Origin of the sequence: Gordonia oleivorans (assembly GCF_040044975.1) — a bacterium.
Taxonomy (GTDB): Bacteria; Actinomycetota; Actinomycetes; order Mycobacteriales; family Mycobacteriaceae; genus Gordonia; species Gordonia oleivorans.
In genome coordinates this window covers 107,868-132,657 of sequence record NZ_JBDZDI010000001.1, presented here as the reverse complement: position 1 = coordinate 132,657, position 24,790 = coordinate 107,868, and the positions used below count along the sequence as shown (strand labels likewise).

The following is a 24,790-nucleotide window of genomic DNA, read 5'->3' as shown; positions in this document are numbered from 1 at the left end:
TGTCAGAGCATGGGTTCGGTGGACCATATCCGGGTGCCGGGTACACCCGAGTGGGATGCGGCCCGCAAGGCCGTGTCGGATGCGTACTTCCCGCACGAGCTGAAGCCTCTCGACGCGGGGAGTGCGGCCACCGAGGCCGACGTGAACGTGACGGTGGTCGGTCCGTTGCGGATCGCGCGGATCGGTTGGGGAGCCGAGGTGGCCATCCACAGTGACCATCCCGGGGCGTACGGGATCAATGTGCCGCTCGGTGGGGTGCTCGAGACGGCGGTGCACGGCCGGACGGTGGTGTCGACGAGCGGCCATGCGACCGTGAACCCGCCGGATACGCCGGTCGACATCACCCGCTGGTCGGGGGACTGCACGATCGTGGGAGTCAAGATCGATCGGGACTTCGCGCACCGCGAGGCGATCCGCGTGGCCGGTGACACCGACGTGGTGATCCCGGATCAGCTGGATCTGGGTGTGCCCGAGATGGCGAGCTGGTTCCGCCTGGTGCGGTCGGTGGCCGGTCAGCCCGGCGACGACCCGTTGCTGTCCAATCCGCTGATCGCCGAGCAGCTGGCCACGTCGCTCACCGACGCGTTTCTCGTTGCGGCACTTCCCGAATCGCCGTCGGACCGGCAGGCAGTGCGGCCCCGGATCGTCACCCGGGTACTGGATGCGATCCGTGCCGATCCGGCGCGGGCGTGGTCGGCGGCCGACATGGCCGAGGTCGCCGGGGTGAGCGTACGACGACTGCAGGAGGGCTTCAAGGAGTACATCGGCAAGACACCCCGAGAGTGCTTGACCGACATCCGGTTACGTGGCGTTCACGACGAATTGGCCGGTGAAACAGCCGATTCCGTCACCGAGGTCGCACTGCGGTGGGGATTCACGCATTCGGGCCGGTTTGCGGCAGCGTTCCGCAACCGCTACGGAGTGTGCCCCTCGGATGTGGTGGGCGGCAGAGGGATATAGGCATCGGTGAGAAGAAGGTCCGACGCCGATCCACCCCCGCGACGGGCGGGTGATGGATCGGCGTCGGAGCTGTGCGGGTCGACTCAGGCGTCGGCGCCCGCCCGGACGGCGGCGGCCGCCGCGACCAGGTTGGTCAGCGACGCGATGACCTCCTCATTGCCGCGGGTCTTGAGCCCGCAGTCGGGGTTGACCCAGAGGCGTTCCGGGCCAACGGCCTTGAGGGCCGCACGCAGCGACGTCTCGATCTCGCCGGTGTCCGGGACACGCGGGGAGTGGATGTCGTAGACGCCCGGACCGACACCATTGGAGAAGCCGACGGAGTTGAGATCGTCGAGCACCTCCATGCTCGACCGGGCCGCCTCGATGGAGGTGACGTCGGCGTCGAGGTCGGCGATCGCACCGATCACCTCACCGAACTCCGAGTAGCACAGATGGGTGTGCACCTGCGTGGTGTCGGCGACGCCCGACGTCGACAGACGGAACGCACGGACAGCCCAATCCAGATACGCCTGCTTGTCGGCGTTGCGCAACGGGAGCAGTTCGCGCAGGGCCGGCTCGTCGACCTGGATGATGCCCACGCCGGCGCGTTCGAGATCAACGGTCTCGTCGCGGATCGCCAGGGCGATCTGATCGGCGGAGACCGACAGCGGCTGATCGTTGCGCACGAACGACCACGCCAGGATGGTGACCGGGCCGGTGAGCATGCCCTTCACCGGCTTACCGGTCAGCGACTGGGCGTAGGTGATCCAGTCGACGGTCATCGGCGTGGGACGCGACACGTCGCCGAAAAGGATCGGCGGGCGCACGCACCGGGTGCCGTAGGACTGGACCCACCCATTGGCGGTGGCGAAGAATCCGTCGAGTTGCTCGGCGAAGTACTGCACCATGTCGTTGCGCTCCGGCTCGCCGTGGACGAGCACGTCGAGCCCGATCTTTTCCTGCAGTGCGATCGCGTCGGCGATCTCGGCGCGCATCTGTCGCTCGTACTCGGCGTTGTCGATCTCGCCGGCGGTGCCACGGGCGGCGGCGAAGTAGCGGTCCAGCGCATCGTCGATCGCGGCGAAACACTCGGGCAGTGCGCCGAGCATGATCGCGGTGTCGAGAACCTGGTCGTAGTACGAGAACGAGTTGACGGGAATCGAGTCGAGGCCCGCCGAGGCGAGTTGCGCCCAGGTGTCGCGGCGTAGTTCGGCGCCGACGGCGGCCAGTTCGTCTGCGTCGACGCGCCCGGCCCAGTAACCCTCGATGGCGCGCTTGAGTTCGCGGCGCGGGCCGATGCGAGGCGTACCGAGGACGGTGGCGGTGAAGGGTGCAGCTTTCGGAGTAGAACTGCTGGTGGTACTCACGGACATGAGTGTGACGCTCCTGCAATGGTTTCCGACGGTCCGTCGCCCTTGCAGAGTGGGTCGATCAAGCCCCGTGGCGAACTACCGCAAGAAGTCGGTTCGCCTGTTGCTGCCTGTCCGACCAACGCCCATTCCACGAGGCGACGATCCACCGATCGCGGCGCGACCGGTACAGCAGGCAGGTCTTCGGACTCGTCGGCGGGCAGATCATCGCTGACCCGGTTCCTACTGGCCGTCGCTTCCCGGGCGTGTGTGCCCAGTGCATGTGACGGCGGTCGTTCCGACATACCGCTGCGGGACAGTTCCGGATTCACACCGGATTCCCTCTTTCGACGCCTGGCCCGGGTGTAGGGGCTCCATGACTTCCCGGGTGGCGAACCAACTGCGCAGGCCAGGATACACACACTCCGCCGCCGCCCCGGTCGGCGGTCCATGCGATGACCGTTATCGATCCGTCGTTACGGCAGGTCGGGGCGCTGTCAGTGGGGTGGCGGGCGCTGACAGTGGGGTGGCGGGCGCCGTCAGTGGTGTGCGATGTGAGCGGTTGAGCTCGCTCAGCTACCGCGGTACGTCGAGTACGCGAAGGGGCTCAGCAGCACCGGAACGTGGTAGTGGCGGTCCGGGTCGTCGACGGTGAAACAGATGTCGATCTCGGGATAGAAGCCGTCGATGTTGTTGTCGGCGAACCAGTTTCCGGTGTCGAAGACGAGATGATAGATGCCCGGGATCAGCGGCTCGGTGTTCACCTGGCCGATCCGGCCGTCGGAATCGGTGACGCCCGCGGCCACCTCGCCGCCGGCGGCGTCCTGCAGGGACACCGCCACACCGACGGCCGGCGATCCCGAGACCGCGTCGAGGACGTGGGTGGACAGACCGGTCATCGGTGTTCGCTCCCTTGCGATGTCGGACCGCCGGATGCGGTGCGGTGATCAGTCGTCAACATACTCGATGGCCGGGGTGAGCATGCGCTGCAGCCGGGCGCGATTGATCTTCGCCAGCTCCATGCGCATCACCCGTCGTTCGGTCGCGGCGTCGTTGCGGATGCGCTCCTTGAGGATGGCCAGCAGTTCCGCGGCCGGGCGGCCGTTGGCGAACACCAGGTAGACGTGCCCGAACTTTTCGTCGTAGGCCCTGTTGAGGTCCTTGAGTTCGGCCAGGACGGCCGGGTCCGCACCGGCGACCCCCGACTGCTCCCGCTGCGAGGAGGCGTTGTCGGGGCGGTCACCGATGCGCGGATGGCCGGCCAGGGCCTCGTCGAGATCGGCCTCGGTGAGTTCGGCGAGGATCAGGTCGGCGTACTCGAGCAAGGCCTCATCGTCGACGAAGGGTCGGGCCCTGGCCACCCGCAGCGCCCAGATCGATGAGCTGCAGCAGTCGTAAAGGGTGCCGATGGCCTGTCTCTCGGACAGTTCATTGAAGCTGGCCAGTCCACGCCAATCCACTCGTCGCACTGCCCCAGCCTAGGAGAGCTCGGGCTGGCGGCCGAATCGCACCGACGTCAACGGATTGGCGTCGGCCACGAGATCGTCGAACCGGTAGTTGACGATCTTGGCGATCTCGATGAGCGCGAAGGACTTCTCGGAGGTTTCGGAGTTGTCCATGCGGGCCCAGCCGTTGCGCAGCACCCGGTCGTACCGTTCGGTTTCACGGGCGCAGATCACCAGCGGGAACCCGAAGTGCTCGCGATAGGCGCTCGCGAGATTGACGACGTTCTCGTGCTCGGTCTCCTCCAGATGTGAGAGCCCCTTGTGATCGACCGCGGTCAGTTCGCCGTACTCGTTCTCGGCACCGAGGTCGGGGAACGCCTGGATCAGGTCCATCTGCTGGGTGTCGCTGCCGGTGAGCATCGCCTCCTGGAACGCGATACGCAGATCGTGCACGTCCTCGAACGGACGCTGCTCCCAGGCGCGGTCGAGCACCCAGTCGACGCCCTGGACGACCTCGCCGAAGGTCTCCCGGAACTCCTCACGCGACATGGTGTTGACCTCGTCGAGGGTGATCGAGCCCTTGCCGGCGACCGCGGGTCCCTTGCCGCCGACGTGGAAGAACAAGAGATTCAACAGGATTGCGCAGATCGCGCCCATCGTGATGCCGGTGGAGAACGGGATCTGCAACACCATGTTGGGCATCGCCTGATCGACACCGGGCAGTTCCGGGACGTCGGTGATGCTGCCGCTCTTCTCGATCACCTGGGAGGGGACCGACGACTGCGAGAACTGCACGTACAGGGCCACGGCAAGGGACGTGGCGGCGATGATGAGGTTGCGGTGGTCGGTGAAGTCCACCGACGTCAGGGTCTGGATTCCGACGATCGCCACGGTTGCGAACATGATCAGGGCGGCGCCGCCGAGCACCGGGGCCGGAATCGACTCGACGACCTTGGCCAGCTTGGGCAGCAGACCGAGGATGATCATGATGACACCGGCGCAGGCCACCACCCACCGGCTCTTCACCCCGGTCAGGCGCACCAGACCGACGTTCTCCGAGAAGGCGGTGTACGGAAACGAGTTGAACGACCCGCCGATGACGGTGGCGACACCGTCGGCGCGGACCGCCGCGGCGACGTCGTCGGCCTTGATGCGTTTGCCGACGATCTCGCCGGTGGCAAAGATCGAGCCGGTCGACTCCACCGCGACCACCAGCAACACCACGATCATCGAGACGATGGCGACGATATCCCAACGCGGCCAACCGAATGCGAAGGGCGGGGTGAAGCCCAGCCAGTTGGCCTCGCCCACCGAGGAGAAGCTCGCGTCACCGCACAGCCAGGCGATGAAGGTGCCGATCACCAGGCCCAGGAGGACGGCGATGGTGGCCATGAAACCGCGGAAGAACCGTTGCATCAACACGATCAGCAAGATGGTGCCCAGGGCGTAACAGACCCACCGCCAGTTGGCGGCGTCCTTCAGATGCTCGTTCGGGTTGGTGACCGCGTCACCGGCGCCCACCGGGATCAGGCAGATGCCGATGATCGTGATCAGGGTGCCGGTCACGACGGGCGGGAGGAAACGGATGAGTTTGGCGAAGAACGGTGCGATGAGGAAGGTGAAGACACCCGCCGCGATCACCGCCCCGTACACCGTCTGCAGGCCGACACGTCCGCCGCCGTTCTGGTTGGCGATCTGGATCACCGGGGCCAGCGTGGCAAACGTGATGCCCTGCAGCAGGGGCAGTCGGACACCGATCTTCCAGATACCCACCGACTGCAGCAACGACGCGATACCGCAGGTGAACAGGTCGGCGGTGATCAGCATGGTCAGCGCCTCGGAGTCGAGGCCGATCGCGCGGGCGATCAGCAGCGGTACCAATACCGCCCCGGCATAGAACGCAACAACGTGCTGGGCGCCCAGTGCGACGAGTTTGCCGGGTGGTGGCACCTCGTCGACGGGGTGGACGCGCTTCTTCTTTTTCGGTGCCGCGGCCGGGGCCGAATCGGTGGACATCGCCTGACTCCCTGCGAATATGAACTTCTGACGTCGGTGGACCGGGGATGTCCGGTGCACAGCAGGTCAATAGTGGACCCACGCAACCCTTTTCGCGACCGTCGGATCGTATATTGCGATCAGGTAAAAGGGATATACCGGGCGTGGAGCCGGATCGCCCGGCGGGCAGTTCGCGGGCGCTCGGGCGGGCCCGGGCGCACAATGGGAACCATGCCGGAGGTGGTGGTCGGAGCCGTGCTCGCCGCGGGTGCGGGACGCCGCTACGGGATGCCCAAAATTCTTGCGCAGCAAGGTGAATGGCTTCAGTCGGCGGTTCGTGCACTCGGTGATGGGGGCTGTGACGAGGTGGTCGTCGCGATGGGTGCGGCCACGGTCGAACCCCCGTTGGGGGCTCGAGGGCTGATGGTTCCGCGGTGGTCTGACGGGCTGTCGGAAACGGTGAGGGCGGTGCTCGCCGACGTGGCTGCGAGACCGGAGGTCGCGGCGGTGGTTTTACATGTTGTTGACGTGGCCGACGTCGACGGTCAGGTGGTGGCCCGGATTCTCGACGTGGCCGACGGCCGCCGGGACCGGTTGGTGCGGGCGAGGTTCCGGGGGGTGCCCGGTCATCCGGTCTTCATCGGTGCCGCACACCATGCGGGCGTGCGAGACGCCGTTCGGGGAGACGTCGGCGCTGCGGTCTATCTGCGCGCCCACGCCGATCGCGTGATCGAGGTGGAGTGCGGTGACCTGGCCCGCGGAACAGACCAGGATCACCGCCGGGGCTGATGTGCTCAGTCGGGTTGCGGATAGGAGTAGAAGCCCTGACCGCTGGCCACACCCAACTTGCCCTTGTCGATGTAGTTCGCCTTGAGCCAGGCGCCGAGGTGACGGTTGCCCTGATCGCCGTTCATCAGGATGTTGTACGGGGTGTTGAGTCCGATGATGTCGAAGATCTGCAGCGGTCCCATGGGGGCGCCGGTGGCGATTCGCCAGGTGCGGTCGACATCGCGCGGGTCGGCGTAGCCGCCGGCGACGAGTTCCAGCCCGGCATTGAGGAACGGGATCAACAGCGAGTTCAGGACGTAGCCCGGCTTCTCCTTGTGGATGCGGATGGGCACCATACCGATCTGCTCGGCGAACTCGGCCACCGCCTCGTACACCTTCGGGTCGGTCTGGGCGGTGCCCATGACCTCGGCGGTATTGAACTGCCAGACACGGTTGGCGAAGTGCAGGGCCAGGAATCGGTCCGGGCGTCCCGTGGCGGCGGCGAGGTCGCTGGGCAGCAGGGACGATGAATTGGTCGCGAAGATGGTCTTCTCCGGAGCCAGGCTCGCCAGTTCCCGGTAGATCTTCTCCTTCAACTCCAGGACCTCGGGCACGGCTTCGATGACGAGGTCGGCATCGGTCACCGCCTGCGCCAGGTCGGTGGTCAGTGTGATGCGGGCGCGTCCCGCCTTCGCCGCCCCGTCGCCGGCTCCGGCCACCTCGGCCTCGTAGGTGGACACGAGCGAATCGAGACGGGTGGCCGCCGCGGCCAGGGCATCGTCGGAGACGTCATAGGACGTCACCTCGAAGCCTCGGAACGCTGTCTGGAACGCGATCTGTGAACCGAGGACCCCGGCCCCGAGCACCGTGATCTTGTGGAATTTCGTCATCGTTGACCTCCGTCGGTGTCATGTGTGTGCGGGGTGTCGAACACCGACACCCTCATCATCTACAACATGCCCGCGACGCCGGATCATGGCGTACGGACCGATCCGGTCGGTCACACCGGCCTGTCGGTGTCTGCCACGAGACACCGCGGCTCGTCAAGGCCGGCGCGGGCGGTCGACGCTCGTGTGGGTCGTCGACGACCTGCCCGAGCCGAGTGGACCTGCGCGAGCCGAGTCAACCCGCCTGAGCCGGGTGGGAAACGGACGAGCAGGTCAGCGGTGTGACGGGAGCCGCGGCGAGATCGACGTCGAGGGGCGTAGGTCCAGCGCGCCGTCGGCGAAGCGGGAGACCGGTGCCACGGCGGCGGACAGCGCCTCGTCATGGCCGGTACGGGCCCGGCCCCACACGGTGCCGGCGTCACCGTCGGCGGTGACACCGATCAGCGCGATGAGCTCACCGGTGGTGGGAATGCAGACGGCCCAGGCGAATTCGGTTTCGTCGGCCCACCGGGCGTCGGATGCGGCGACGAATCCGACGGGGTCGTCGACCCCGAGATCGGACAACGCCGGGACGTCGGTGATCCGGTCGTCGGCGCGAAGCCCACGCAGATACCACGTCCCGGCGTTGATCTCGACGGGTTGCAGCGGAATGTCCTACTTCAGTTCGAGCAGGGCGGTGCCCTGGGTGACCGCGGCGCCGGGTTCCACGGCCAGGCCGGTGACCACACCGTCCTTGTGGGCGGTCACCGGGTTCTCCATCTTCATGGCCTCGAGCACGACGACGAGGTCGCCGGCGGCGACGGTCTGTCCCTCCTCGACGGCCACCTTGACCACGGTGCCCTGCATCGGTGCGGTGACGGCGTCACCGGAGGCGGCGGCACCGCCACCCTTCTTGCGGGTACGGGCCTTGGGCTTCTTGCGGATCACGCCGTTCGCGGCGCCACCGCCGCCGCCGAGGGCGAGATCGCCGGGCAGGGTGACCTCGACGCGGCGGCCGCCGACCTCGACGACCACCTTCTGGCGCGGGGCCTCGTCGTCGTCCTCGATGGCCTCGCCACCGGTGTACGGCTCGATCGGGTTGTCCCAGTCGGTCTCGATCCACTTGGTGTAGACGTCGAAGGTCTCCACGCCGTCGGAGTCCTTGTGGCCGATGAACGCCGGGTTGCTCACGATGTGGCGGTGGAACGGCAGCACCGTCGCCAGGCCCTCGATGTGGTACTCGTCGAGGGCGCGTCGCGCACGCTCGAGCGCCTGCTCGCGGTTCTCGCCGGTGACGATCAGCTTGGCCAGCATCGAATCGAACTGACCGCCGATCACGTCGCCCTCCACGACACCGGAGTCGACGCGCACACCGGGGCCGGCCGGCTCGCGGTAGACGGTGATGGGGCCAGGGGCCGGGAGGAAGCCGCGGCCGGCGTCCTCACCGTTGATCCGGAACTCGAAGGAGTGTCCACGCGGGGTCGGGTCCTCGGAGATCTCGAGCTTCTCACCCTGGGCGATGCGGAACTGCTGGCGCACCAGGTCCAGACCCGAGGTCTCCTCGGTGACCGGATGCTCGACCTGCAGTCGGGTGTTGACCTCGAGGAAGGAGATCAGGCCGTCGTCGCTGACCATGAACTCCACGGTGCCGGCGCCGTAGTAGCCCGCCTCGCGGCAGATGGCCTTGGCCGACTCATGGATGCGGGTGCGCTGCTCGTCGGTCAGGAACGGTGCCGGCGCCTCCTCGACGAGCTTCTGGAAACGACGCTGCAGCGAGCAGTCACGGGTGCCGGCGACCACGACGTTGCCGTGCTGGTCGGCGATCACCTGCGCCTCGACGTGGCGGGCCTTGTCGAGGTAGCGCTCCACGAAGCACTCACCACGCCCGAAGGCGGAGATGGCCTCACGGTTGGCCGATTCGTAGAGTTCGGGGATCTCGGCGATGGTGTGGGCGACCTTCATGCCGCGCCCACCGCCGCCGAAGGCGGCCTTGATGGCGACCGGGACGCCGTACTCCTCGGCGAAGGCGACGACCTCGGCCGCGCCGGAGACCGGGTCCTTGGTGCCCGGGGCCATCGGGGCATCGGCCTTGAGGGCGATGTGGCGGGCGGTGACCTTGTCACCGAGGTCGCGGATCGACTGCGGGGACGGACCGATCCAGATCAGTCCGGCGTCGATGACGGCCTGGGCGAAGTCGGCGTTCTCCGACAGGAAGCCGTAGCCGGGGTGGATGGCGTCGGCACCGGACTTCGCGGCCGCGTCGAGAATCTTGTCGAACACCAGGTACGACTCGGCGGAGGTCTGACCACCCAGGGCGAAGGCCTCGTCGGCGAGCTTCACGAAGAGCGCGTTGGCGTCCGGCTCGGCATACACGGCGACGCTGGCGATCCCGGCGTCCCGCGCGGCACGGATGACGCGAACGGCGATCTCGCCGCGATTGGCGATGAGGACCTTGCTGATAGTGGGCACTTGTTGTTCTCCTGGGCCGGACATCGGGATCAGGTGTGACGGGGGTACATCACACACGTGGTCGTCCGGCGCCCGGATGGGGCGCCGGGGGGCTCGTACCGCTCACGAACGCGTCGTACGCGGCGTCGCGCACCGCCGGGATGACCCATGGCGGATCTCTCGGCAGTGCGCGCTCCGGGCTTCACCCTAACGCACCGAGCAATCGTTCGGTGGAGGCGTGGGTCACTTGCGGGAGTTGAATGTGCTGTCATCGCCCAGCGTGCGCACGAGATCGGCGAAACCGCCCAGCAGACGTGCGAGTGGGCTGTCCTCGGGCGCGGCGGACCCGCCGGATCCCGACGTGTCGGCGACGACAGGTGAGCGCGCCGAGAACCGCAGGCCCGACGGTGTCCGATTGATCCAGATGAGGACCTCGTCGGGGGAGTAGGAATGACTGCGCAGTACGGTGGCGCGACCGGCGTCGGCCTCCGCGGCGCCCGGGGCGTAGCGGGTGTCGATGAACGAGATCACGAAGCGCGGCGACCCCTGATACCCGATCAGGTCGGCCACGCGCAGGAACGGCAGCGCCGCACCCTGCCGTGAGCGTTTGAGCTCGGCGGTCGACCGGGCGACCGCCTGGTCGAACGTCGGTGAGTCCGACATGTCGAGGCAGAACGGTGCCAGCGCGACGAACCAGCCGAGGGCGGTGAGCCAGCGCGCGTCGTCACGGGTGTGACGCGGCAGGACGCACCGGAACTCCGGGTCGCCGGTGAGGTCGTGGTGGACCATCGCGAACGCCGCCAGGACGCCCGCCGTCAGCGATCCGCCGGCCTCCGAGCACACCGCGGTGAACCGATTCGCGGTCGCGTCGTCGGCGATCATCCCGGACAACGATGGTTGCGCCACCGCGTTCTCGGTGTCGGTGTTGTGGCCGGGTGGGGGTGTCCCGGCCGGTGGGGTACGAAACATCGGCGGCATGTCGCCGTCGCCGGAACGCAGGAATCCCAGCCAGGTGGACACCGCCGGGTGATCGGCACCGGACTGATCGGCCTCCCGCCGTTCGGCGGCACTGAAGTCCACATAACTGCCCACCGGCGGCAGTTCGGGCTCGTGATGGTCGCGCGCGGCGCGGTACAGCGCGGTCAACTCGAACTGCGACATGATCAGCGAGTAGCCGTCCACCAGCGAGTGATCGGCGGCGAACAACAACGTGAACGACGACTCGCGCCCGACGGTGGCGAACATGTACGCGGGCCACTGCAGCGGGGCGGTGGTGCGGTCGAACGCCCCGGCGATCTGCTCGACGAGCGGTCCCGATTCGTTGTACCAACCGATCCGGCCCATCTTCAGCTGCACCGTACCCGGATCGGTGCTCAGCCGGGCCAGCCCGTCGTGGCGGATGATGACGTGACTGCGCAGCACCTCGTGACGGTCGATCCAGCGCCGCAGCGCGGCGCGCAACGCCGGGATGGACAACGGCTCGTCGAACTCGATTGCCACCCCGAGCCACGATTCCCGCCCACCCTCGCGACGGGTGCGCAGACGGTACTCGAACGCCCCGCGCAGATGCTGCTCGTGGTTGTGCGACGTCAGTCGCGGGTCGCGGTGCCAGGCGCCCAGACCGCCGGGCACGAATGGTGTCCACTCGACGAGTCCGCCGGGTTCGATGGGCTCCTCGAGGATCTGGATGAACTTCATCCCGGCTGGGCGGAGCCTGTTTGGGTCCGCACCGCCGCCTTGATCCGGCCGAGCATCCCGGCCATACCGCGCAACCGCAACGGACTCACCGCCGACGCGAGACCGAGATCGTGATAGAAGTCGCCGGGCACCTCCAGGATGGCCGCGGCGGACGCACCGTCGAGACCCTGGCTCAAGATGGAGGCGAACCCGCGGGTCGTCGGGGCCTCGGGCGGCGCGCTGAAATAGAGGCGCACCGCGGCGGCATCTGCGGCATCGACGGACAAGAACACCGGTGACTGACACTCCGGTACCGGCTCCATCGCCTCGACCGCCAACGAGGCAGGCAGTTCCGGCAGCTCGCCGGCGAACTCCAGGAGCAGGGTGACCTTGTCCGAATCGCCCAGTGCCGCAAAGTCATCGACGATCTCGGCGAGGGCTGGGGGAAGACTCATGACGCTTCTGGCCTCAGGAATCGGTGGGCGGATCGCCGGGCTCGTCGCCGACGGAGATCGGTACTCGCACCGCGTTGCCCCACTCGGTCCAGGAGCCGTCGTAGTTGCGGACCGAGGTGAAACCGAGCAGATGGGTCAGGACGAACCAGGTGTGACTCGACCGTTCCCCAATGCGGCAGTAGGCGATCGTCGGGGTGGCGGGATCGAGGCCGGCGTAGACCTCATCGAGTTCGGCACGCGACCGGAACCGGCCGTCGAGGGCGGCGGCCTTGGCCCAGGGGATCGAGACCGCAGTCGGGATGTGGCCGCCGCGCAGCGCTCCCTCTTCGGGATAGTCGGGCATGTGGGTCCGTTCGCCGGTGTACTCCTGCGGCGACCGCACGTCGATCAGCGGTTCGGTGCCCAGCAACTCGCGAACCTCGTGGGCGAAGACCCGGATGTCGGCGTCGTCGCGCTCGACGACGGGGTAATCCGAACGCGGGTACTCCGGAACGTCGAAGGAGGTGTCCCGATCCTCCGACATCCAGGCGTCGCGGCCACCGTCGAGCAGGCGGACGTCGGAGTGACCGAACAGGGTGAACACCCACAGTGCGTAGGCGGCCCACCAGTTGGACTTGTCGCCGTAGATGACGACGGTGTCGTCGCGTTCGATTCCCTTGTCGCGCATGAGCTCCGCGAACTGCTCGCCGTTGATGTAGTCGCGTTCGACCGGATCGTTGAGGTGCAGGTGCCAGTCGATCTTCTGGGCGGTCGGGATGTGGCCGATGTCGTAGAGCAGCACGTCCTCGTCGCTCTCGATGATCTTGAGGCCCTTGGACCCCAGATGCGCCGACAGCCACTGGGTGGTGACGAGCCGCTCGGGGTGCGCATAGGCGGCGAAGGCCGGATTCGGATCGGTCTCAACGCTCAACTGAAGAACCCCTCCCGGGTGATCGTGGATCGGCGGGCACCCACAGTGCCCCGCGCAAAGCCTACCCAGTCGTCTCGGCGCGTGGGTGGCGGCGGCCCGATCGTCGCGTAACCGGCGCCGCATCGGTGCCGGCGACCGGCCCGTGCATCATTCGAACGATGTCGAGATGGTCCGGATCCGGCGCCGGAATTGCTAGATTCATGAGCCATGAAAGCACTGGTCACCGGTCATGTACGACTTCGTGTGCTGGTCGCCCTCGCCGTGACGGTGGTAGGGCTCGCGGCGTGTTCGGGCAACGACGGCCCCACCGCCTCCGATGCGACCTCGTCGGGCACCGGCGGGTCGTCGTCGCGGTCATCGGCGCCGTCGTCGACCCTCGACGGCGACGTGCCCGGCGACTGCACCGAATCGGCGTGTCCGGAGTTGCCGGTGCCGGGTGCCGACCTGATGAGCGGCACCATCACCCGCGCCAACGCCGAGGAGGAGGTGCCCGGCTATCTGACGTCGGTGCTCGACGATCTGGATGCGACGTGGGGTCCGTGGTTCGACGAACTCGGTTGGGGGCAGCCGTATCCGGGCCGGGTGCTCGTCGAATCGGGGCGCTACACCTCCGACTGCGAAGATGAAGACGGCGTGATCGTCGTCGAGCCCGACACCCCGAACGCCTTCTTCTGCCCGCTCGACACCGCCGAGGACGGTGAGGGGCAACGAGTCGAGGGGTCGATCATCCTCCCGGTGGAGACCTTCGTCGGGATCTGGACGGGCGTGTTCCTGGTGGAGGGGCCGCTGGACTCGATCAGCGGTTTCCAGGGGGAGTTCACCGCGGCCACCGTCGTCGCCCACGAGTACGGTCACGCCGTCGTCGATCGCATCCTGACCGCCGGAAACCTCGACCCCGATCAGGAGCCGCGCGGTGAGAACAGCGAACTGATCGCCGACTGCCTGGCCGGGAACTGGGCGGCCACCGTGCTGCGGCGGGATCAACTGTCGGTGGCCGACATCGTGCAGGCCGCCGCACTGCTCCAGAAGATCGGCGACCCGGCACCCGGTGAGGGCCACGGCACCGCGACGCAGCGGATCGCGGCGATCTCGCGTGGTTTCTTCGGGCCGTCGCTGAGTGAGGCACTCGGTCAGGGCGAGCAGGGACAACCCATCGACTGCCTGGGGAAGTACTGGCCGGAACTCTTCGGATAGGGCCTGGGCGAACCGGGGCGCGGTGCGGCGCGATCAGGCGGGGGCGGCCCACAGATCGGTGACGGAGAGGCCGACCCGGCGCAGCAGGTCGCGCACCGTCGGCAGGCCGATGCCGAGCACCGAGGACGGATCGCCGTCGACGCTGTCGACGAACCAGCCGCCGAGCCCGTCGAGGGTGAATCCGCCCGCCACCTCCAGGGGTTCACCCGTCGCGACGTACGCCTCGATCTCGGCGTCGGTGACGGGCGCGAACGAGACGGTGGTCGAGCGGGTGGCGGTGGCCGATGCAGTGACCTCCAGGCCGCGCAGCACGGCCAGGTGATGGCCGGTCAGCAACTGAGCCGAATGCCCGCGGACCTTGTGCCACTGGGCGATCGCCGCCTCCGGCGTGTGCGGTTTGCCGGTCAGGCGGCCCCGGAAGAGCAGCATCGAATCGCACGTCAGGACCACCGTGTCGGGGCGGGCGGCAGCGTCGGCCGTGCGCTCGGTGAGCAGGGCGGCGACGACGGAGTCCGCCTTGGCCATCGCCAGACGCGACACCACATCGTCCGGCGGCGCGCCGACGAGGCTCTCGAGGACGGCATCCTCGTCGATGTCGGACACCAGGACCCGCGGATCGACCCCGGCCTGCCGCAACACCGACAGTCGCGCCGGCGACGCCGATCCGAGGACCACCTGATACCGCGGGGTGCCGATGCCGATGCCGATGCCGGTGCCGGTGTCGCTGTCGGTATGGCCGGCCGGTTCGCTCACCGGGTCAGTATCGCAAATTGGTGAAGCTGGTCGACGCGCCCCACTGCGGACGCAGACGATCGATCGGGCTACCCCAGTCGTCACGGATGGCGGAAGTGCCGGAGCCGGCGTCGCCGCCACCCACCGAGGCGAGGACGGCCACCAGCGCGGCCACGTCCTCGTCGGTGGGATTGCCGGACACGACCGTCAAAAACGGTGCGCGAGTATCCTTTTCGCCGTCATTATGAGGCCCGGCGTTGGCGCCCTCGGCGGTCACAGCGGGATGTTCCCGTGCTTCTTGGGCGGCAGGGTGACGAACTTGCGCTCGAGCAGGCGCAGAGCGGTGGCCACCTGACCGCGGGTGTGGCTCGGCGGGATGACGGCGTCGACGTAGCCCCGCTCGGCGGCGATGTACGGGTTGACGAGGGTGTCCTCGTACTCCTGCTGCAGTTCCAGACGCAGCGCGTCGACGTCCTCGCCGTTGGCCGCGGCCTCCTTGAGACGACCTCGATAGACGAAGCCGACCGCACCGGAGGCACCCATCACCGCGATCTGGGCGGTTGGCCAGGCCAGGTTGACGTCGGCGCCCATGTGCTTGGACCCCATCACGTCGTACGCACCGCCGTAGGCCTTGCGGGTGATGATGGTGACCTTGCCGACGGTGGCCTCGCCGTAGGCGTAGAGAAGCTTGGCGCCGCGTCGGATGATGCCGTTGTACTCCTGGTCGGTACCCGGCAGGAAGCCGGGGACGTCGACGAGGGTGACGATCGGGATGTTGAACGCATCGCAGGTGCGGACGAACCGTGCGGCCTTCTCCGAGGCGTTGATGTCGAGGCATCCCGCGAACTGGGTGGGCTGGTTGGCGACGATGCCGACGCTGCGGCCGTCGACCCGGCCGAAGCCCACGAGGATGTTGGTGGCGTACTCGGCCTGGATCTCCAGGAATTCGCCGTCGTCGAGGATTCGCTCGATCACCTGGTGCATGTCGTACGGCTGATTCGGCGAATCCGGGATCAGCGTGTCGAGTTCGAGGTCCTCGTCGGTCAGGGTGTCCTCGATCGACCCGGCGGCCGGGGCCGCGACCGGCAACCGGGGAGCGTCGGCCCGGTTATTGCTCGGCAGGTAACTCAGCAGGTCCTTGACGTAGTCGAGGGCGTCCTCCTCGTCGGAGGCGACGTAGTGGGCGGTACCCGACTTGGCCATGTGGGTGTTGGCCCCGCCGAGGGCCTCCATCGTGACGTCCTCGCCGGTGACGGTCTTGATGACGTCCGGGCCGGTGATGAACATCTGGCTGCTCTGATCGACCATCACGACGAAGTCGGTGAGTGCGGGGGAGTAGACATGCCCGCCCGCGGCCGCCCCGAGGATCAGCGAGATCTGCGGGATGACGCCGGAGGCGCGCACGTTGCGGTGGAAGATCTCGCCGTACAGGCCGAGCGAGACCACGCCTTCCTGGATGCGGGCACCGGCGCCGTCGTTGATGCCGATCAGCGGACGGCCCGTCTTGATCGCGAGATCCATCACCTTGACGATCTTCTCGCCGTAGACCTCGCCGAGGCTGCCGCCGAACACGGTGGAGTCCTGGGAGAAGACGCAGACCTCGCGGCCGTCGATGGTCCCGTACCCGGTGACGACGCCGTCACCGAGGGGGCGACGCTCGGCGAGTCCGAAGTTGGTGCTGCGGTGGCGGGCCAGTGCATCGAGTTCGACGAAGGAGCCGTCGTCGAGGAGATGGAGGATGCGCTCACGCGCGGTCAGCTTGCCGCGCGAGTGGATCTTCTCCACGGCTGCCTCACCCACGGGGTGGGCGGTCTCCTCGAGGCGTTGGCGCAGATCGACGAGTTTCCCGGCCGTCGTGTGGATGTCTGGCGCGGCGCCGGAGTCTGACGAAGCTGTGGTCATGGGAGTCGATGCTAGCGACATATATGTGAGCCACGTCAACCACCCCAATATGAGCAAAGCCTCATGTTTCCGAGCGATCGGTCGGTGACCTGCCACATCGCCCGCGATGCACCCCGTAGGCTCATGTCACATGAGCGACGATGTGTCCGATCCCACTGTGTCTGATCCCACTGGCGCCGATCCCACTGGGTCCGATCCCGCTGGCGCCGATTCCACCGCCACCACCGATCTCCGCACCGCGATCGAGGCCGCGGACCTGTCCGGCAGCGGATGGCACCGCATCGAGGTGGTCGAGTCGACGGGGTCGACCAACGCCGATCTGGCCGCGCGGGCCACCGACGACGACATCGTCGGAACCGTGCGGATCACCACCGATCAGACCGCCGGACGAGGGCGGCGCACCCGCGTGTGGTCGGCACCCGCGGGCGCTCAGATCGCGATCTCGGCGGTGGTGGCCGTCGGGGACAACGCCGACCGGCTGGGCTGGCTGTCGTTGGCCACCGGTATCGCGGCCGCCACCGGCATCGAGAAGGCCACCGGTCTCCGCCCGGTGCTCAAATGGCCCAACGACGTCCTGATCGGGGAGCGGAAAACCGCGGGCATCCTCGCGGAATACGTGAACGGACACGCTGTCGTCGGCATCGGCATCAACACCAACATGAGCGAGTCGGATCTTCCGGTCCCCACCGCCACCAGCCTGCAGGTGGCGACCGGCGCGCCGGTCGACGCCGCAGCCGTCGCCATCGAATACCTGCGTGCGCTCGCCGCGGTGGGATGGCCCGATGGCATCGACGACCTCGCGCGGCAGTACCGGCAGCGGTGCGACACGATCGGCCGGGCGGTGCGCCTGGAACTGCCCGATGGTGAGGTCACCGGCACCGCCCGAGACGTCGACCGGGAAGGCCGGATCGTGATCGAGGCGGCCGACGGGCGCACGGTCACCGCGGCCGCGGGGGACGTGGTGCATCTGCGCGCGCACTGACCCGACCCCGAGCGGCAGTGACCCGACCCCGGGCGAATGCGTTCAGCGTGCCGTGCTGCGGCTCTTGTGACCCATCGCCGGGATCAGGGACAGGACGGGCAGTCCGATCATCAGGTGCATGATCGCGGTACCGAGGCCGACGGAGAACTGTGCCGACAGCACCAGCGGGACCACGACCGCGGCGGCGATGAGCAGACCCACCACCCAGCGATAGAACTGGTCAGGTGATGGCGTGATGATCTGCAGGACATACCAGAGTGCACCGCCGGCCAGGGCCACCAGGAATCCGACGACCGCAAACCACAGCGGATCCTGGGCCACCGGGTTCCACACGCCGAACTGGCCGGCCGCGTTCACCCGGTCGACGATCGCCCGGATGATCCACGCGACCAGCCATGCGGCGAGTCCGGTCACCACGCCGGTCATCACCACACCACCGACGAACATGCCGGGCGAGATATCCGGGCCGACCTTCTTCCGTGGCCGCGCGGGAGCCGGTTGCTGGTATCCGCCCTGGTCGTAGCGGGTCTGGTCGTAAGGGGACGGCTCGCCGCCGGAGGTCGGGTGGTACGACGGATCCTGCTGACTGTAGGCGCGCGACTGGGGTGCGTACCCGGGCTCGTACTTCGCGGTGCGGGGATCGCGGGGATCGCGGTAGGTCATGAGTGCTCCTGCGCCGGTGGTCGCTGTGGTCTGCGTCATTCTACCGGCTGCGCCGGCGGGTCCCGGTGGGTCGACGGTCGCCGGGTGAGAGCGTCCGCGCCACGCCTATGCTTGCTGCCATGGCCTACCCGCGGGAAAACCTGGCCCCCGGTGAGCGGATCGTGCTGCATCGACATCCCCACTGGAAGTGCCTGCTGGGACCGTTTCTGCTGTTCATCCTCGCCACGGCCGTCGCCGGGGTGCTGGCCGGTCTCATCGAGGCGTCGTCATTGGCGTCCATCGGTGCGTTGATCGCCTACCTGGTGGTGGCGGTGCTGTGGGCGGCCGCGGCGATCTGGTTCTTCCTACGCCCGCTGATCTCCTGGAAGACCACGCATTTCGTGCTGACCGATCGTCGGGTGATCTTCCGCAACGGCGTCCTGACCCGCTCCGGCATCGACATCCCGATCCGACGGATCAACACCGTCGAGTTCCGTCACGGTCCGATCGACCGGATACTGCGCACCGGCACCCTCGTCATCGAATCGGCGTCGGACGATCCGCTGTCGTTCGACGACATCCCGCAGGTCGAGAAGGTGCACGCGCTGCTCTACCACGAGGTCCTCGACGTGGCCGATCACGCCGACGACGATTACGACGACGGAGGCGACATGGACGACGACGGAGGAGCCGACGGGGCGGATGTGCGCACTCGAGGGGGACGCCGATGACCGACGTACTGCTCGCCGAGGACGACACCGCGATCGCCGAACCGCTGGCCCGGGCGCTGGCGCGGGAGGGCTACGGATGTGAGGTCGTCGGCACCGGCACGGCGGCCCTGGAACGCGTCGACGAGGGATCGTTCGAGTTGCTGATCCTCGATCTCGGGCTGCCGGAGATGGACGGTCTGGAGGTGTGCCGTCAGGTTCGGGTGCGCCGACCGGAATTGGCGGTCCTGATGCTCACCGCCCGCACCGACGAGGTGGACTTCGTCGTCGGGCTCGACGCCGGCGCCGACGACTACGTCGGTAAACCCTTCCGGCTCGCCGAACTGCTCGCGCGTGTCCGGGCCCTGCTGCGTCGCCGTCAGACCACCGATGACGTCGTCCTCGAGGGTGGGGACCTGCGTCTGGATGCGCGTGCCCGCCGCGTGACGCTGGACGGCACCGACCTGATCCTGGCCAACCGTGAGTTCGACCTGTTGCGATTCTTGATGGAGCGGTCCGGGCAGGTCATCGGGCGTGACGAGATCCTCACCGAGGTGTGGGGTTCGGCGGATCTGCGGTCGTCGAAGACGCTCGACATGCACATCTCCTGGTTGCGCCGCAAGATCGGCGACGACCGCCGCGATCGCCCACGCCACATCGTCACCGTGCGCGGTGTCGGATTCCGGTTCGATCCGTAGCCGTCGTCGGGGTCTGACATGCGTCGCCGGATTCTCTACACCATGGTCGCCATGTTGCTGGCGGTCGGTGCCGCCCTGGGCATCCCGCTGTCGGTGATCGCGTGGTGGTGGGTTGCCGACAACGCCCATCAGACGCTGGACTCCCGGCTGAAATCCATCTCCGATCAGCTCATCCGCACCGACGACGGCCGGGACGCCACCCTCGATCCCCAGCTGCTCGATTCGCCGGCCCTGCGAGCACTGATCCCCGAGGGCGGGCACCTGAAGCTGACGTATGTGACCGCCGACGGTTCCACCGAGGACCGGACGGTCGGGGCGACCTTCGACGGTCCCGCGCTCTCGGACTCGATCGGGCTCGGCGACGCGGGATCCTTGCTGCTGGAGATCCCCGCCGACGACGTCCGCAAGGATCAGCTCGCGGCGGTGGGCATCGTCACCATCGTCGTTGCGTCGTCGCTGGCGGCCGGAACCCTGGTGGCCGCGGTGACCGCCGGGCGCATCGCCGACCCGGTGATCGATCTCGCGGACCGGGCCGCGGCGATGGCACGCGGCGACTTCCGGTCGGCATGGCCGACCTACGGGATCTCCGAACTCGACCGGGTGTCACGCGCCCTCGGCGATGCCAACGCCGAGATCGCGGTGCGACTCGAGCGTGAGGGGGAGATTGTCGGCGACGTCTCGCATCAGTTGCGCAGCCGGCTCACCGCGATCCAGCTCCGTCTCGACGAGCTGTCCCTGCACGACGATCCGGCGGTGGTCAGCGAGGCCGAGGCCGGTCTGGACCAGATCGAACGGCTCTCCGCCGAACTCGATGAGATGGTGGCCGCCTCCCGCGACGATCCCGGCGATCCGCAGGCGGTCGACGTGGGTGAACTGGTGACGACACTGGTCGGCGACTTCCGGGCGGCGTTCGGTGCGGCCGGACGTGAGATCCGGACGGACTTCGACGGGTCCGGTGCGGCACTGAGCGCCCGCCCCGGACGGTTGCGGGAGGCCATCAGTGTGCTCGTCGACAACGCACTCCAGCACGGTGGTGGCACCTGTGAGATCGCCGTCGACGACCTCGCCGGCGACATGATCCGCATCTCCGTCACCGATGAGGGTGCCGGCGTTCCCGACGATCTCTCACAGCTGATCTTCCGTCGGGGATTCTCCGGCGGTAGCGGCAACGGGGTCGGATTGTCACTGGCCCGCGCGCTGGTCGAGGCCGATGGTGGTCGGCTCGAATTGGCGCATCGTCGGCCGCCGGTGTTCCGCATCGTGGTGCCCGCGGCGTCGGGGTGGCACATCGGTGATCCGCGCGTGTCGGCCGATCCCGCATCGTCGGGGTCCGACGGCGCCGAACCGGCTCCCGCGCCCCGCTCACCGATCAGGCGTGACCGAGTTCCTCATCGTTGAGTTCGGCGAGGCTGGGGTGCAGATCGGTGGACCCGGCGTCGCCGCCGCGCAGATTCTCCTCCGGGAAGGCGAACTTGCGCAGTGCCCAGAACCGGAACGCCATCTGCAGCACGTTGCCGATGACGAAGCCGAGGATGAAGTCGACGACGGCCAATTCCAGCGACCCCAGGTTGGATCGCAGGTCGAAGACGTTGTTGGCCAGCCACAACGGTGCCGCCGCCAGGATCACGCCGACGCCGCTGATGATGAAGAACAACAGGGCCTCGTGCGAGCGTTCCCGCCCGCCGCGATTCTTGAAGGCCCATTCGCGGTTGAGGATGTAACTCAGGATGGTCGCCAGAGTTCCGGAGATGATACGGGCGACGACCGGTTTGGGACCGAGCACGGTGAACGTCAGCGTGTAGAAGATCGCGAGGTCGAACACGAACGTGGTGCCACCGACGAGTGCGAACTTGATGAGTTCGTGGTGCTGCATCACCATCCGGCGAACCGGTTCGGGTAGGCGGGCTACCACCTCGTCGATGAAAGGCACAAGACACGAGTGTAAGGCCCCCGTCGATGCCCGCCGCACCGCGGTCGGTCATGCGTCCGACATGCCCGTCATGCCACGATGGTTCGCGTGAGCTCTTCGAAGGACGACCCGACCCCACCGGCGCCGGGCGCCGACCGTGCCGGCCCGAATCCGTCGGGATCGAGCGTCGGGATGCCGACGGTCACCATGATCGGCGGAGGGCAGTTGGCCCGGATGACTCATCAGGCCGCGATCGCGCTCGGCCAGTGCCTGCGGGTTCTGGCCGGCAGCATCGCCGACCCGGCCGCCCAGGTGAGCGCGAATGTGGTGCTCGGTTCCCACGACGACCTCGGCGATCTGCGCCGCGCCGCCGCCGGGGCCGCGGCGGTGACCTTCGATCACGAAGGGGTTCCACTGCAGCATCTGCAGGCGCTCGAAGCCGATGGGATCGCGGTGTTGCCGCCGTCGAAGGCGTTGCGCTTCGCTCAGGACAAGCAGGCGATGCGGGTGCGGCTCTCGCAGCTTGGCCTGCCGGTTCCCGACTTCGCCGACCTGACCGGTGACCCCGACGCGGCACGCGCACTGCTGATCGATTTCGGGGAGCGGCACCGCTGGGCGGTCGTCCTCAAGGCGATCCGCGGCGGATACGACGGTCGTGGCGTGTGGATTCTCGACGACCGCGAGGAGGCGTTGGCGGTGTTCGACGAGCAGGTCGGCGCCGGAGCCGAGCTGATCGTCGAGCAGAAGGTGGCGATGCGCCGGGAATTGTCGGCGATGATCGCCCGATCGCCGTTCGGCCAGGGTGGTGCGTGGCCGGTGGTGGAGACCATTCAGCGCAGGGGCCAATGTGCGGTCGTGCTCGCGCCGGCGCCCGGCCTCGATCCCGACGTCGCCACGGCGGCCCAGCAGATGGCCCTTGGTCTGGCCGATGAGCTCGGCGTCGTCGGCGTGATGGCGATGGAACTGTTCGAGACCGTCGACGGCGGGCTGCTCGTCAACGAGTTGGCGATGCGCCCCCACAACAGCGGTCACTGGACCATGGACGGCGCGGTCACCTCGCAGTTCGAACAGCATCTGCGCGCGGTGCTCGACTATCCGCTGGGGGCGACGACACCACGGGCGCCGATCACCGTGATGGCCAACATCCTCGGCGCCGACGATGCACCGACCATGTCGATGGACGAGCGGCTGCACCACCTGATGGCGCGGATGCCAGACGCCAAGGTGCACTTGTACGGCAAGGGGGAGCGGCCCGACCGCAAGATCGGGCATGTCAATATCGTCGGGGTCGGCGACGAGGATCTCGCATCGGTGCGTGAGCGTGCCGAACGCGCCGCACAGTGGATGTCCACGGCGGTGTGGACCGACGGATGGGAAGGGCACTGATGACCGAGGTGAGCGACACCGACAACCGCGACCAGGCTCCGGCACGGGCGCGGGTCGGCCTGATCATGGGAAGCGATTCCGATTGGCCGACAATGCAACTCGCCGCCGAGGCGCTCGCCGAGTTCGACGTACCGTTTGAGGTCGGGGTGATCTCGGCGCACCGTACGCCCCAGCGCATGCTCGACTACGCGACCGGCGCCGCCGAGGCCGGGATCGAGGTCATCATCGCCGGTGCCGGTGGTGCCGCCCACCTGCCGGGCATGGTGGCGTCGGCGACACCACTGCCGGTGATCGGGGTGCCGGTGCCGTTGCGCACCCTCGACGGACTCGACTCGCTGCTGTCGATCGTGCAGATGCCCGCCGGGGTGCCGGTGGCGACGGTGTCGATCGGCGGCGCACGCAACGCCGGCCTGCTCGCGGTGCGGATCCTGGGCGCGGCGGATCCGGATCTGCGGGCCCGGATGGAGACCTTCCAGCGCAACCTCGAGCAGCTCGTGCTCGACAAGGACACCGCCCTGCGGCAGCAACTGCTCGGCGACTGACCGCCTGCGGAGTTTTCTCCCCGGCTACTGCGCGCCGGTGTCGGCGACGAGGGTGCCGTTCAGTACCCACTCGAAGCCGCGGGCGAACAGCCGGGCACCGCGCGCCACATCCGGCGAATCCGCCGGGATGATCCCGGGTCGGACGAGGCGAAAATGCTTGTCGCGCCGAATGATCGAACATCCCGGGGCGGCCAGGACGTTGCGCACCCAGTCGGTGTCGCGGCCGTAGGCGAGGACGATGGAGATCGTCTCGCCGTCGACCCACGCCAGCACCGGGGTCTCATACCGGCGTCCGGATCGGCGGCCGGTGTGGACGACGACCGCCCACGGGGCCAGGTGCGGCGCCCACCGGCGCTGAATCGGATTGGTGACGTGCTTGTTGATCGTGGCCACGATGGCGGGGACCTGCATGCCACCACTGTGCCGCATCGGGTGGCCGTGGGCGGCGTGACCGGGGATTCGGGGTGCTCGCCGAAGCGCGGCGTGGCCTGCGGACTGGGGCGAGACGCGAAGTCACCGTCCGTCGAGAACCACGGTGGCGTGTTCGGTGCGGATACGCGTGGACTGATCGTTGTCGGGGTGTGCCACCCACACCAGTCCGGCGCCGACCACCAGCGGCGCAAGGAAATTGGCGATGACGCCGTCGGCGGTGTGCCATTCGCGGGTGGACAACACCCGCGATCCGGCGGTGATCCCGGCCGCGCGGGCGGCCGCGGCCGCCGACGCGAGCACCGTCTCGGTGTCGCGGTCGTCGAGGGCGGGCCCCCGGTGGACGGGTCCTGCCATGTGATCGCCGTGGATGCGCACCCGGCTGCCGTAGTCGCCTACCCCGGGCGGCAGTCCGGGAATCGGCAGCGCGAACGGATCGAGTGGCGCGACGATCAGTTCGTCGGCGTCGGGATACCGGTCGATGCGGGCGCGATCGGTGAAGACCGCACGCGGGTCGTCGGCCGCGTCGTCGGACAGGTGCACATGCGCGCCTGCCCACCAGGCGCCGAGCAGGATGCCCGCGGTCTGCCAATGCTCGGGAAGGTCCACCACGATGTCATCCCCGGGGGCCACGCCGATCTCGTCGACGAGAAGGTTGGCGGTCTTGGCCGCCCAGTTTCCCAGTGTCGCCCAACTCAATTCGGTGCGTTCACCGGTGGCGTCATCGTAGAACGTCAACGCGGGACGGCTGTGATCGGCGATCGAGCCGAAAATCGCGGCGGTGATGGTGGTCGTGTCGGTCATCGGTGCACTCG

Annotated in this window: 26 protein-coding genes and 1 riboswitch; of the genes, 9 read left to right on the top strand and 17 right to left on the bottom strand. The window is 68.1% G+C overall.

All coding sequences use genetic code 11. From position 1 onward, the window contains the following. The first annotated feature begins 9 nt into the window (after positions 1–9). Positions 10–960: an AraC family transcriptional regulator gene (locus tag ABLE92_RS00570; RefSeq protein WP_348802550.1), complete on the top strand. Its 951-nt coding sequence runs from the start codon at positions 10–12 to the stop codon at positions 958–960. 83 nt (positions 961–1,043) lie between these two features. On the opposite strand, the gene metE is transcribed toward ABLE92_RS00570, so the two are convergent. From metE to ABLE92_RS00550, 4 genes are all read right to left on the bottom strand, one after another. Further along, positions 1,044–2,312: a 5-methyltetrahydropteroyltriglutamate--homocysteine S-methyltransferase gene (metE, locus tag ABLE92_RS00565; RefSeq protein ID WP_348802549.1), complete on the bottom strand. Its 1,269-nt coding sequence runs from the start codon at positions 2,310–2,312 to the stop codon at positions 1,044–1,046. A gap of 154 nt (positions 2,313–2,466) precedes the next feature. Further along, a riboswitch (cobalamin riboswitch) is annotated at positions 2,467–2,704 on the bottom strand. A 156-nt stretch (positions 2,705–2,860) separates the two neighbouring features. Then, on the bottom strand, positions 2,861–3,187 hold the full coding sequence (gene uraH, locus ABLE92_RS00560; protein WP_348802548.1) for a hydroxyisourate hydrolase: 327 nt from the start codon (positions 3,185–3,187) through the stop codon (positions 2,861–2,863). 48 nt (positions 3,188–3,235) lie between these two features. Then, entirely contained in the window at positions 3,236–3,757 is a 522-nt protein-coding gene (gene uraD, locus ABLE92_RS00555) for a 2-oxo-4-hydroxy-4-carboxy-5-ureidoimidazoline decarboxylase (RefSeq protein ID WP_348802547.1), read from the bottom strand. Positions 3,758–3,766: 9 nt separating this feature from the next. After that, on the bottom strand, positions 3,767–5,749 hold the full coding sequence (locus ABLE92_RS00550; protein ID WP_348802546.1) for a solute carrier family 23 protein: 1,983 nt from the start codon (positions 5,747–5,749) through the stop codon (positions 3,767–3,769). A 201-nt stretch (positions 5,750–5,950) separates the two neighbouring features. Between ABLE92_RS00550 and ABLE92_RS00545 the strand changes: the two genes are divergently transcribed. Further along, on the top strand, positions 5,951–6,517 hold the full coding sequence (locus ABLE92_RS00545; protein ID WP_425476163.1) for a nucleotidyltransferase family protein: 567 nt from the start codon (positions 5,951–5,953) through the stop codon (positions 6,515–6,517). A 5-nt stretch (positions 6,518–6,522) separates the two neighbouring features. Here the strand turns inward: ABLE92_RS00545 and ABLE92_RS00540 are convergent, their stop codons facing one another. The 6 genes from ABLE92_RS00540 to ABLE92_RS00515 form a co-directional block, all read right to left on the bottom strand. Next, entirely contained in the window at positions 6,523–7,386 is an 864-nt protein-coding gene (locus ABLE92_RS00540) for a 3-hydroxyacyl-CoA dehydrogenase (RefSeq protein ID WP_348802544.1), read from the bottom strand. Between the two features lie 270 nt (positions 7,387–7,656). Then, the gene (locus tag ABLE92_RS00535) at positions 7,657–8,028 is read right to left on the bottom strand and encodes a hypothetical protein (protein WP_348803186.1); all 372 of its coding nucleotides are present in this window, start codon (positions 8,026–8,028) and stop codon (positions 7,657–7,659) included. A gap of 9 nt (positions 8,029–8,037) precedes the next feature. After that, the gene (locus tag ABLE92_RS00530) at positions 8,038–9,855 is read right to left on the bottom strand and encodes an acetyl/propionyl/methylcrotonyl-CoA carboxylase subunit alpha (RefSeq protein ID WP_348802543.1); all 1,818 of its coding nucleotides are present in this window, start codon (positions 9,853–9,855) and stop codon (positions 8,038–8,040) included. Positions 9,856–10,053: 198 nt separating this feature from the next. After that, positions 10,054–11,508, bottom strand: coding sequence for a condensation domain-containing protein (locus ABLE92_RS00525; RefSeq protein ID WP_348802542.1), 1,455 nt, complete (start codon positions 11,506–11,508; stop codon positions 10,054–10,056). Continuing rightward, positions 11,505–11,942 carry a SufE family protein gene (locus ABLE92_RS00520; RefSeq protein ID WP_348802541.1) on the bottom strand — a complete coding sequence of 146 codons (438 nt, stop codon included), beginning with the start codon at positions 11,940–11,942 and terminating at the stop codon, positions 11,505–11,507. Before ABLE92_RS00520 ends, ABLE92_RS00525 begins: the two co-directional genes overlap by 4 nt. Before the next feature lie 13 nt (positions 11,943–11,955). Next, a complete protein-coding gene (locus tag ABLE92_RS00515; protein ID WP_348802540.1) occupies positions 11,956–12,852 on the bottom strand; it encodes a sulfurtransferase in 897 nt (298 codons plus the stop codon). Between the two features lie 207 nt (positions 12,853–13,059). On the opposite strand from ABLE92_RS00515, the gene ABLE92_RS00510 reads away from it, so the two are divergent. Next, positions 13,060–14,046 carry a neutral zinc metallopeptidase gene (locus ABLE92_RS00510; protein WP_348802539.1) on the top strand — a complete coding sequence of 329 codons (987 nt, stop codon included), beginning with the start codon at positions 13,060–13,062 and terminating at the stop codon, positions 14,044–14,046. A gap of 33 nt (positions 14,047–14,079) precedes the next feature. On the opposite strand, the gene ABLE92_RS00505 is transcribed toward ABLE92_RS00510, so the two are convergent. The 3 genes from ABLE92_RS00505 to ABLE92_RS00495 are packed head-to-tail and all read right to left on the bottom strand — an operon-like array spanning position 14,080 to position 16,680. Then, positions 14,080–14,754, bottom strand: coding sequence for a Maf family protein (locus ABLE92_RS00505; protein ID WP_348803185.1), 675 nt, complete (start codon positions 14,752–14,754; stop codon positions 14,080–14,082). A gap of 49 nt (positions 14,755–14,803) precedes the next feature. Next, entirely contained in the window at positions 14,804–15,055 is a 252-nt protein-coding gene (locus ABLE92_RS00500) for an acyl-CoA carboxylase subunit epsilon (RefSeq protein ID WP_348802538.1), read from the bottom strand. Beyond that, complete coding sequence (locus tag ABLE92_RS00495) at positions 15,052–16,680, bottom strand: acyl-CoA carboxylase subunit beta (RefSeq protein ID WP_348802537.1); 1,629 nt, start codon at positions 16,678–16,680, stop codon at positions 15,052–15,054. Before ABLE92_RS00495 ends, ABLE92_RS00500 begins: the two co-directional genes overlap by 4 nt. A 130-nt stretch (positions 16,681–16,810) precedes the next feature. Between ABLE92_RS00495 and ABLE92_RS00490 the strand changes: the two genes are divergently transcribed. After that, complete coding sequence (locus ABLE92_RS00490; RefSeq protein WP_348802536.1) at positions 16,811–17,662, top strand: biotin--[acetyl-CoA-carboxylase] ligase; 852 nt, start codon at positions 16,811–16,813, stop codon at positions 17,660–17,662. A 42-nt stretch (positions 17,663–17,704) separates the two neighbouring features. Here the strand turns inward: ABLE92_RS00490 and ABLE92_RS00485 are convergent, their stop codons facing one another. After that, a complete protein-coding gene (locus ABLE92_RS00485) occupies positions 17,705–18,325 on the bottom strand; it encodes a DUF6069 family protein (protein ID WP_348803184.1) in 621 nt (206 codons plus the stop codon). A gap of 119 nt (positions 18,326–18,444) precedes the next feature. On the opposite strand from ABLE92_RS00485, the gene ABLE92_RS00480 reads away from it, so the two are divergent. The 3 genes from ABLE92_RS00480 to ABLE92_RS00470 are packed head-to-tail and all read left to right on the top strand — an operon-like array spanning position 18,445 to position 21,107. Further along, on the top strand, positions 18,445–19,035 hold the full coding sequence (locus tag ABLE92_RS00480; RefSeq protein WP_348802535.1) for a PH domain-containing protein: 591 nt from the start codon (positions 18,445–18,447) through the stop codon (positions 19,033–19,035). Continuing rightward, complete coding sequence (locus tag ABLE92_RS00475; protein WP_348802534.1) at positions 19,032–19,709, top strand: response regulator transcription factor; 678 nt, start codon at positions 19,032–19,034, stop codon at positions 19,707–19,709. The genes ABLE92_RS00480 and ABLE92_RS00475 overlap by 4 nt, the downstream gene beginning before the upstream one ends. Positions 19,710–19,727: 18 nt before the next feature. After that, positions 19,728–21,107, top strand: a complete 1,380-nt coding sequence (locus ABLE92_RS00470; protein WP_348802533.1) for a HAMP domain-containing sensor histidine kinase — start codon at positions 19,728–19,730, stop codon at positions 21,105–21,107. Here ABLE92_RS00470 and ABLE92_RS00465 read toward each other — a convergent pair. Then, positions 21,079–21,639, bottom strand: coding sequence for a GtrA family protein (locus ABLE92_RS00465; protein ID WP_348802532.1), 561 nt, complete (start codon positions 21,637–21,639; stop codon positions 21,079–21,081). The two genes, ABLE92_RS00470 and ABLE92_RS00465, sit on opposite strands and share 29 nt — an antisense overlap. 78 nt (positions 21,640–21,717) lie before the next feature. Here ABLE92_RS00465 and ABLE92_RS00460 point away from each other — a divergent pair, with 78 nt between their 5' ends. Continuing rightward, positions 21,718–23,004: a 5-(carboxyamino)imidazole ribonucleotide synthase gene (locus tag ABLE92_RS00460; RefSeq protein WP_425476162.1), complete on the top strand. Its 1,287-nt coding sequence runs from the start codon at positions 21,718–21,720 to the stop codon at positions 23,002–23,004. Continuing rightward, on the top strand, positions 23,004–23,546 hold the full coding sequence (purE, locus tag ABLE92_RS00455) for a 5-(carboxyamino)imidazole ribonucleotide mutase (protein WP_348802530.1): 543 nt from the start codon (positions 23,004–23,006) through the stop codon (positions 23,544–23,546). The genes ABLE92_RS00460 and purE overlap by 1 nt, the downstream gene beginning before the upstream one ends. A 24-nt stretch (positions 23,547–23,570) precedes the next feature. On the opposite strand, the gene ABLE92_RS00450 is transcribed toward purE, so the two are convergent. After that, the gene (locus ABLE92_RS00450) at positions 23,571–23,957 is read right to left on the bottom strand and encodes a nitroreductase family deazaflavin-dependent oxidoreductase (RefSeq protein ID WP_348802529.1); all 387 of its coding nucleotides are present in this window, start codon (positions 23,955–23,957) and stop codon (positions 23,571–23,573) included. 102 nt (positions 23,958–24,059) lie between these two features. Beyond that, complete coding sequence (locus tag ABLE92_RS00445) at positions 24,060–24,779, bottom strand: TIGR03089 family protein (protein WP_348802528.1); 720 nt, start codon at positions 24,777–24,779, stop codon at positions 24,060–24,062. Positions 24,780–24,790 lie beyond the last annotated feature (11 nt).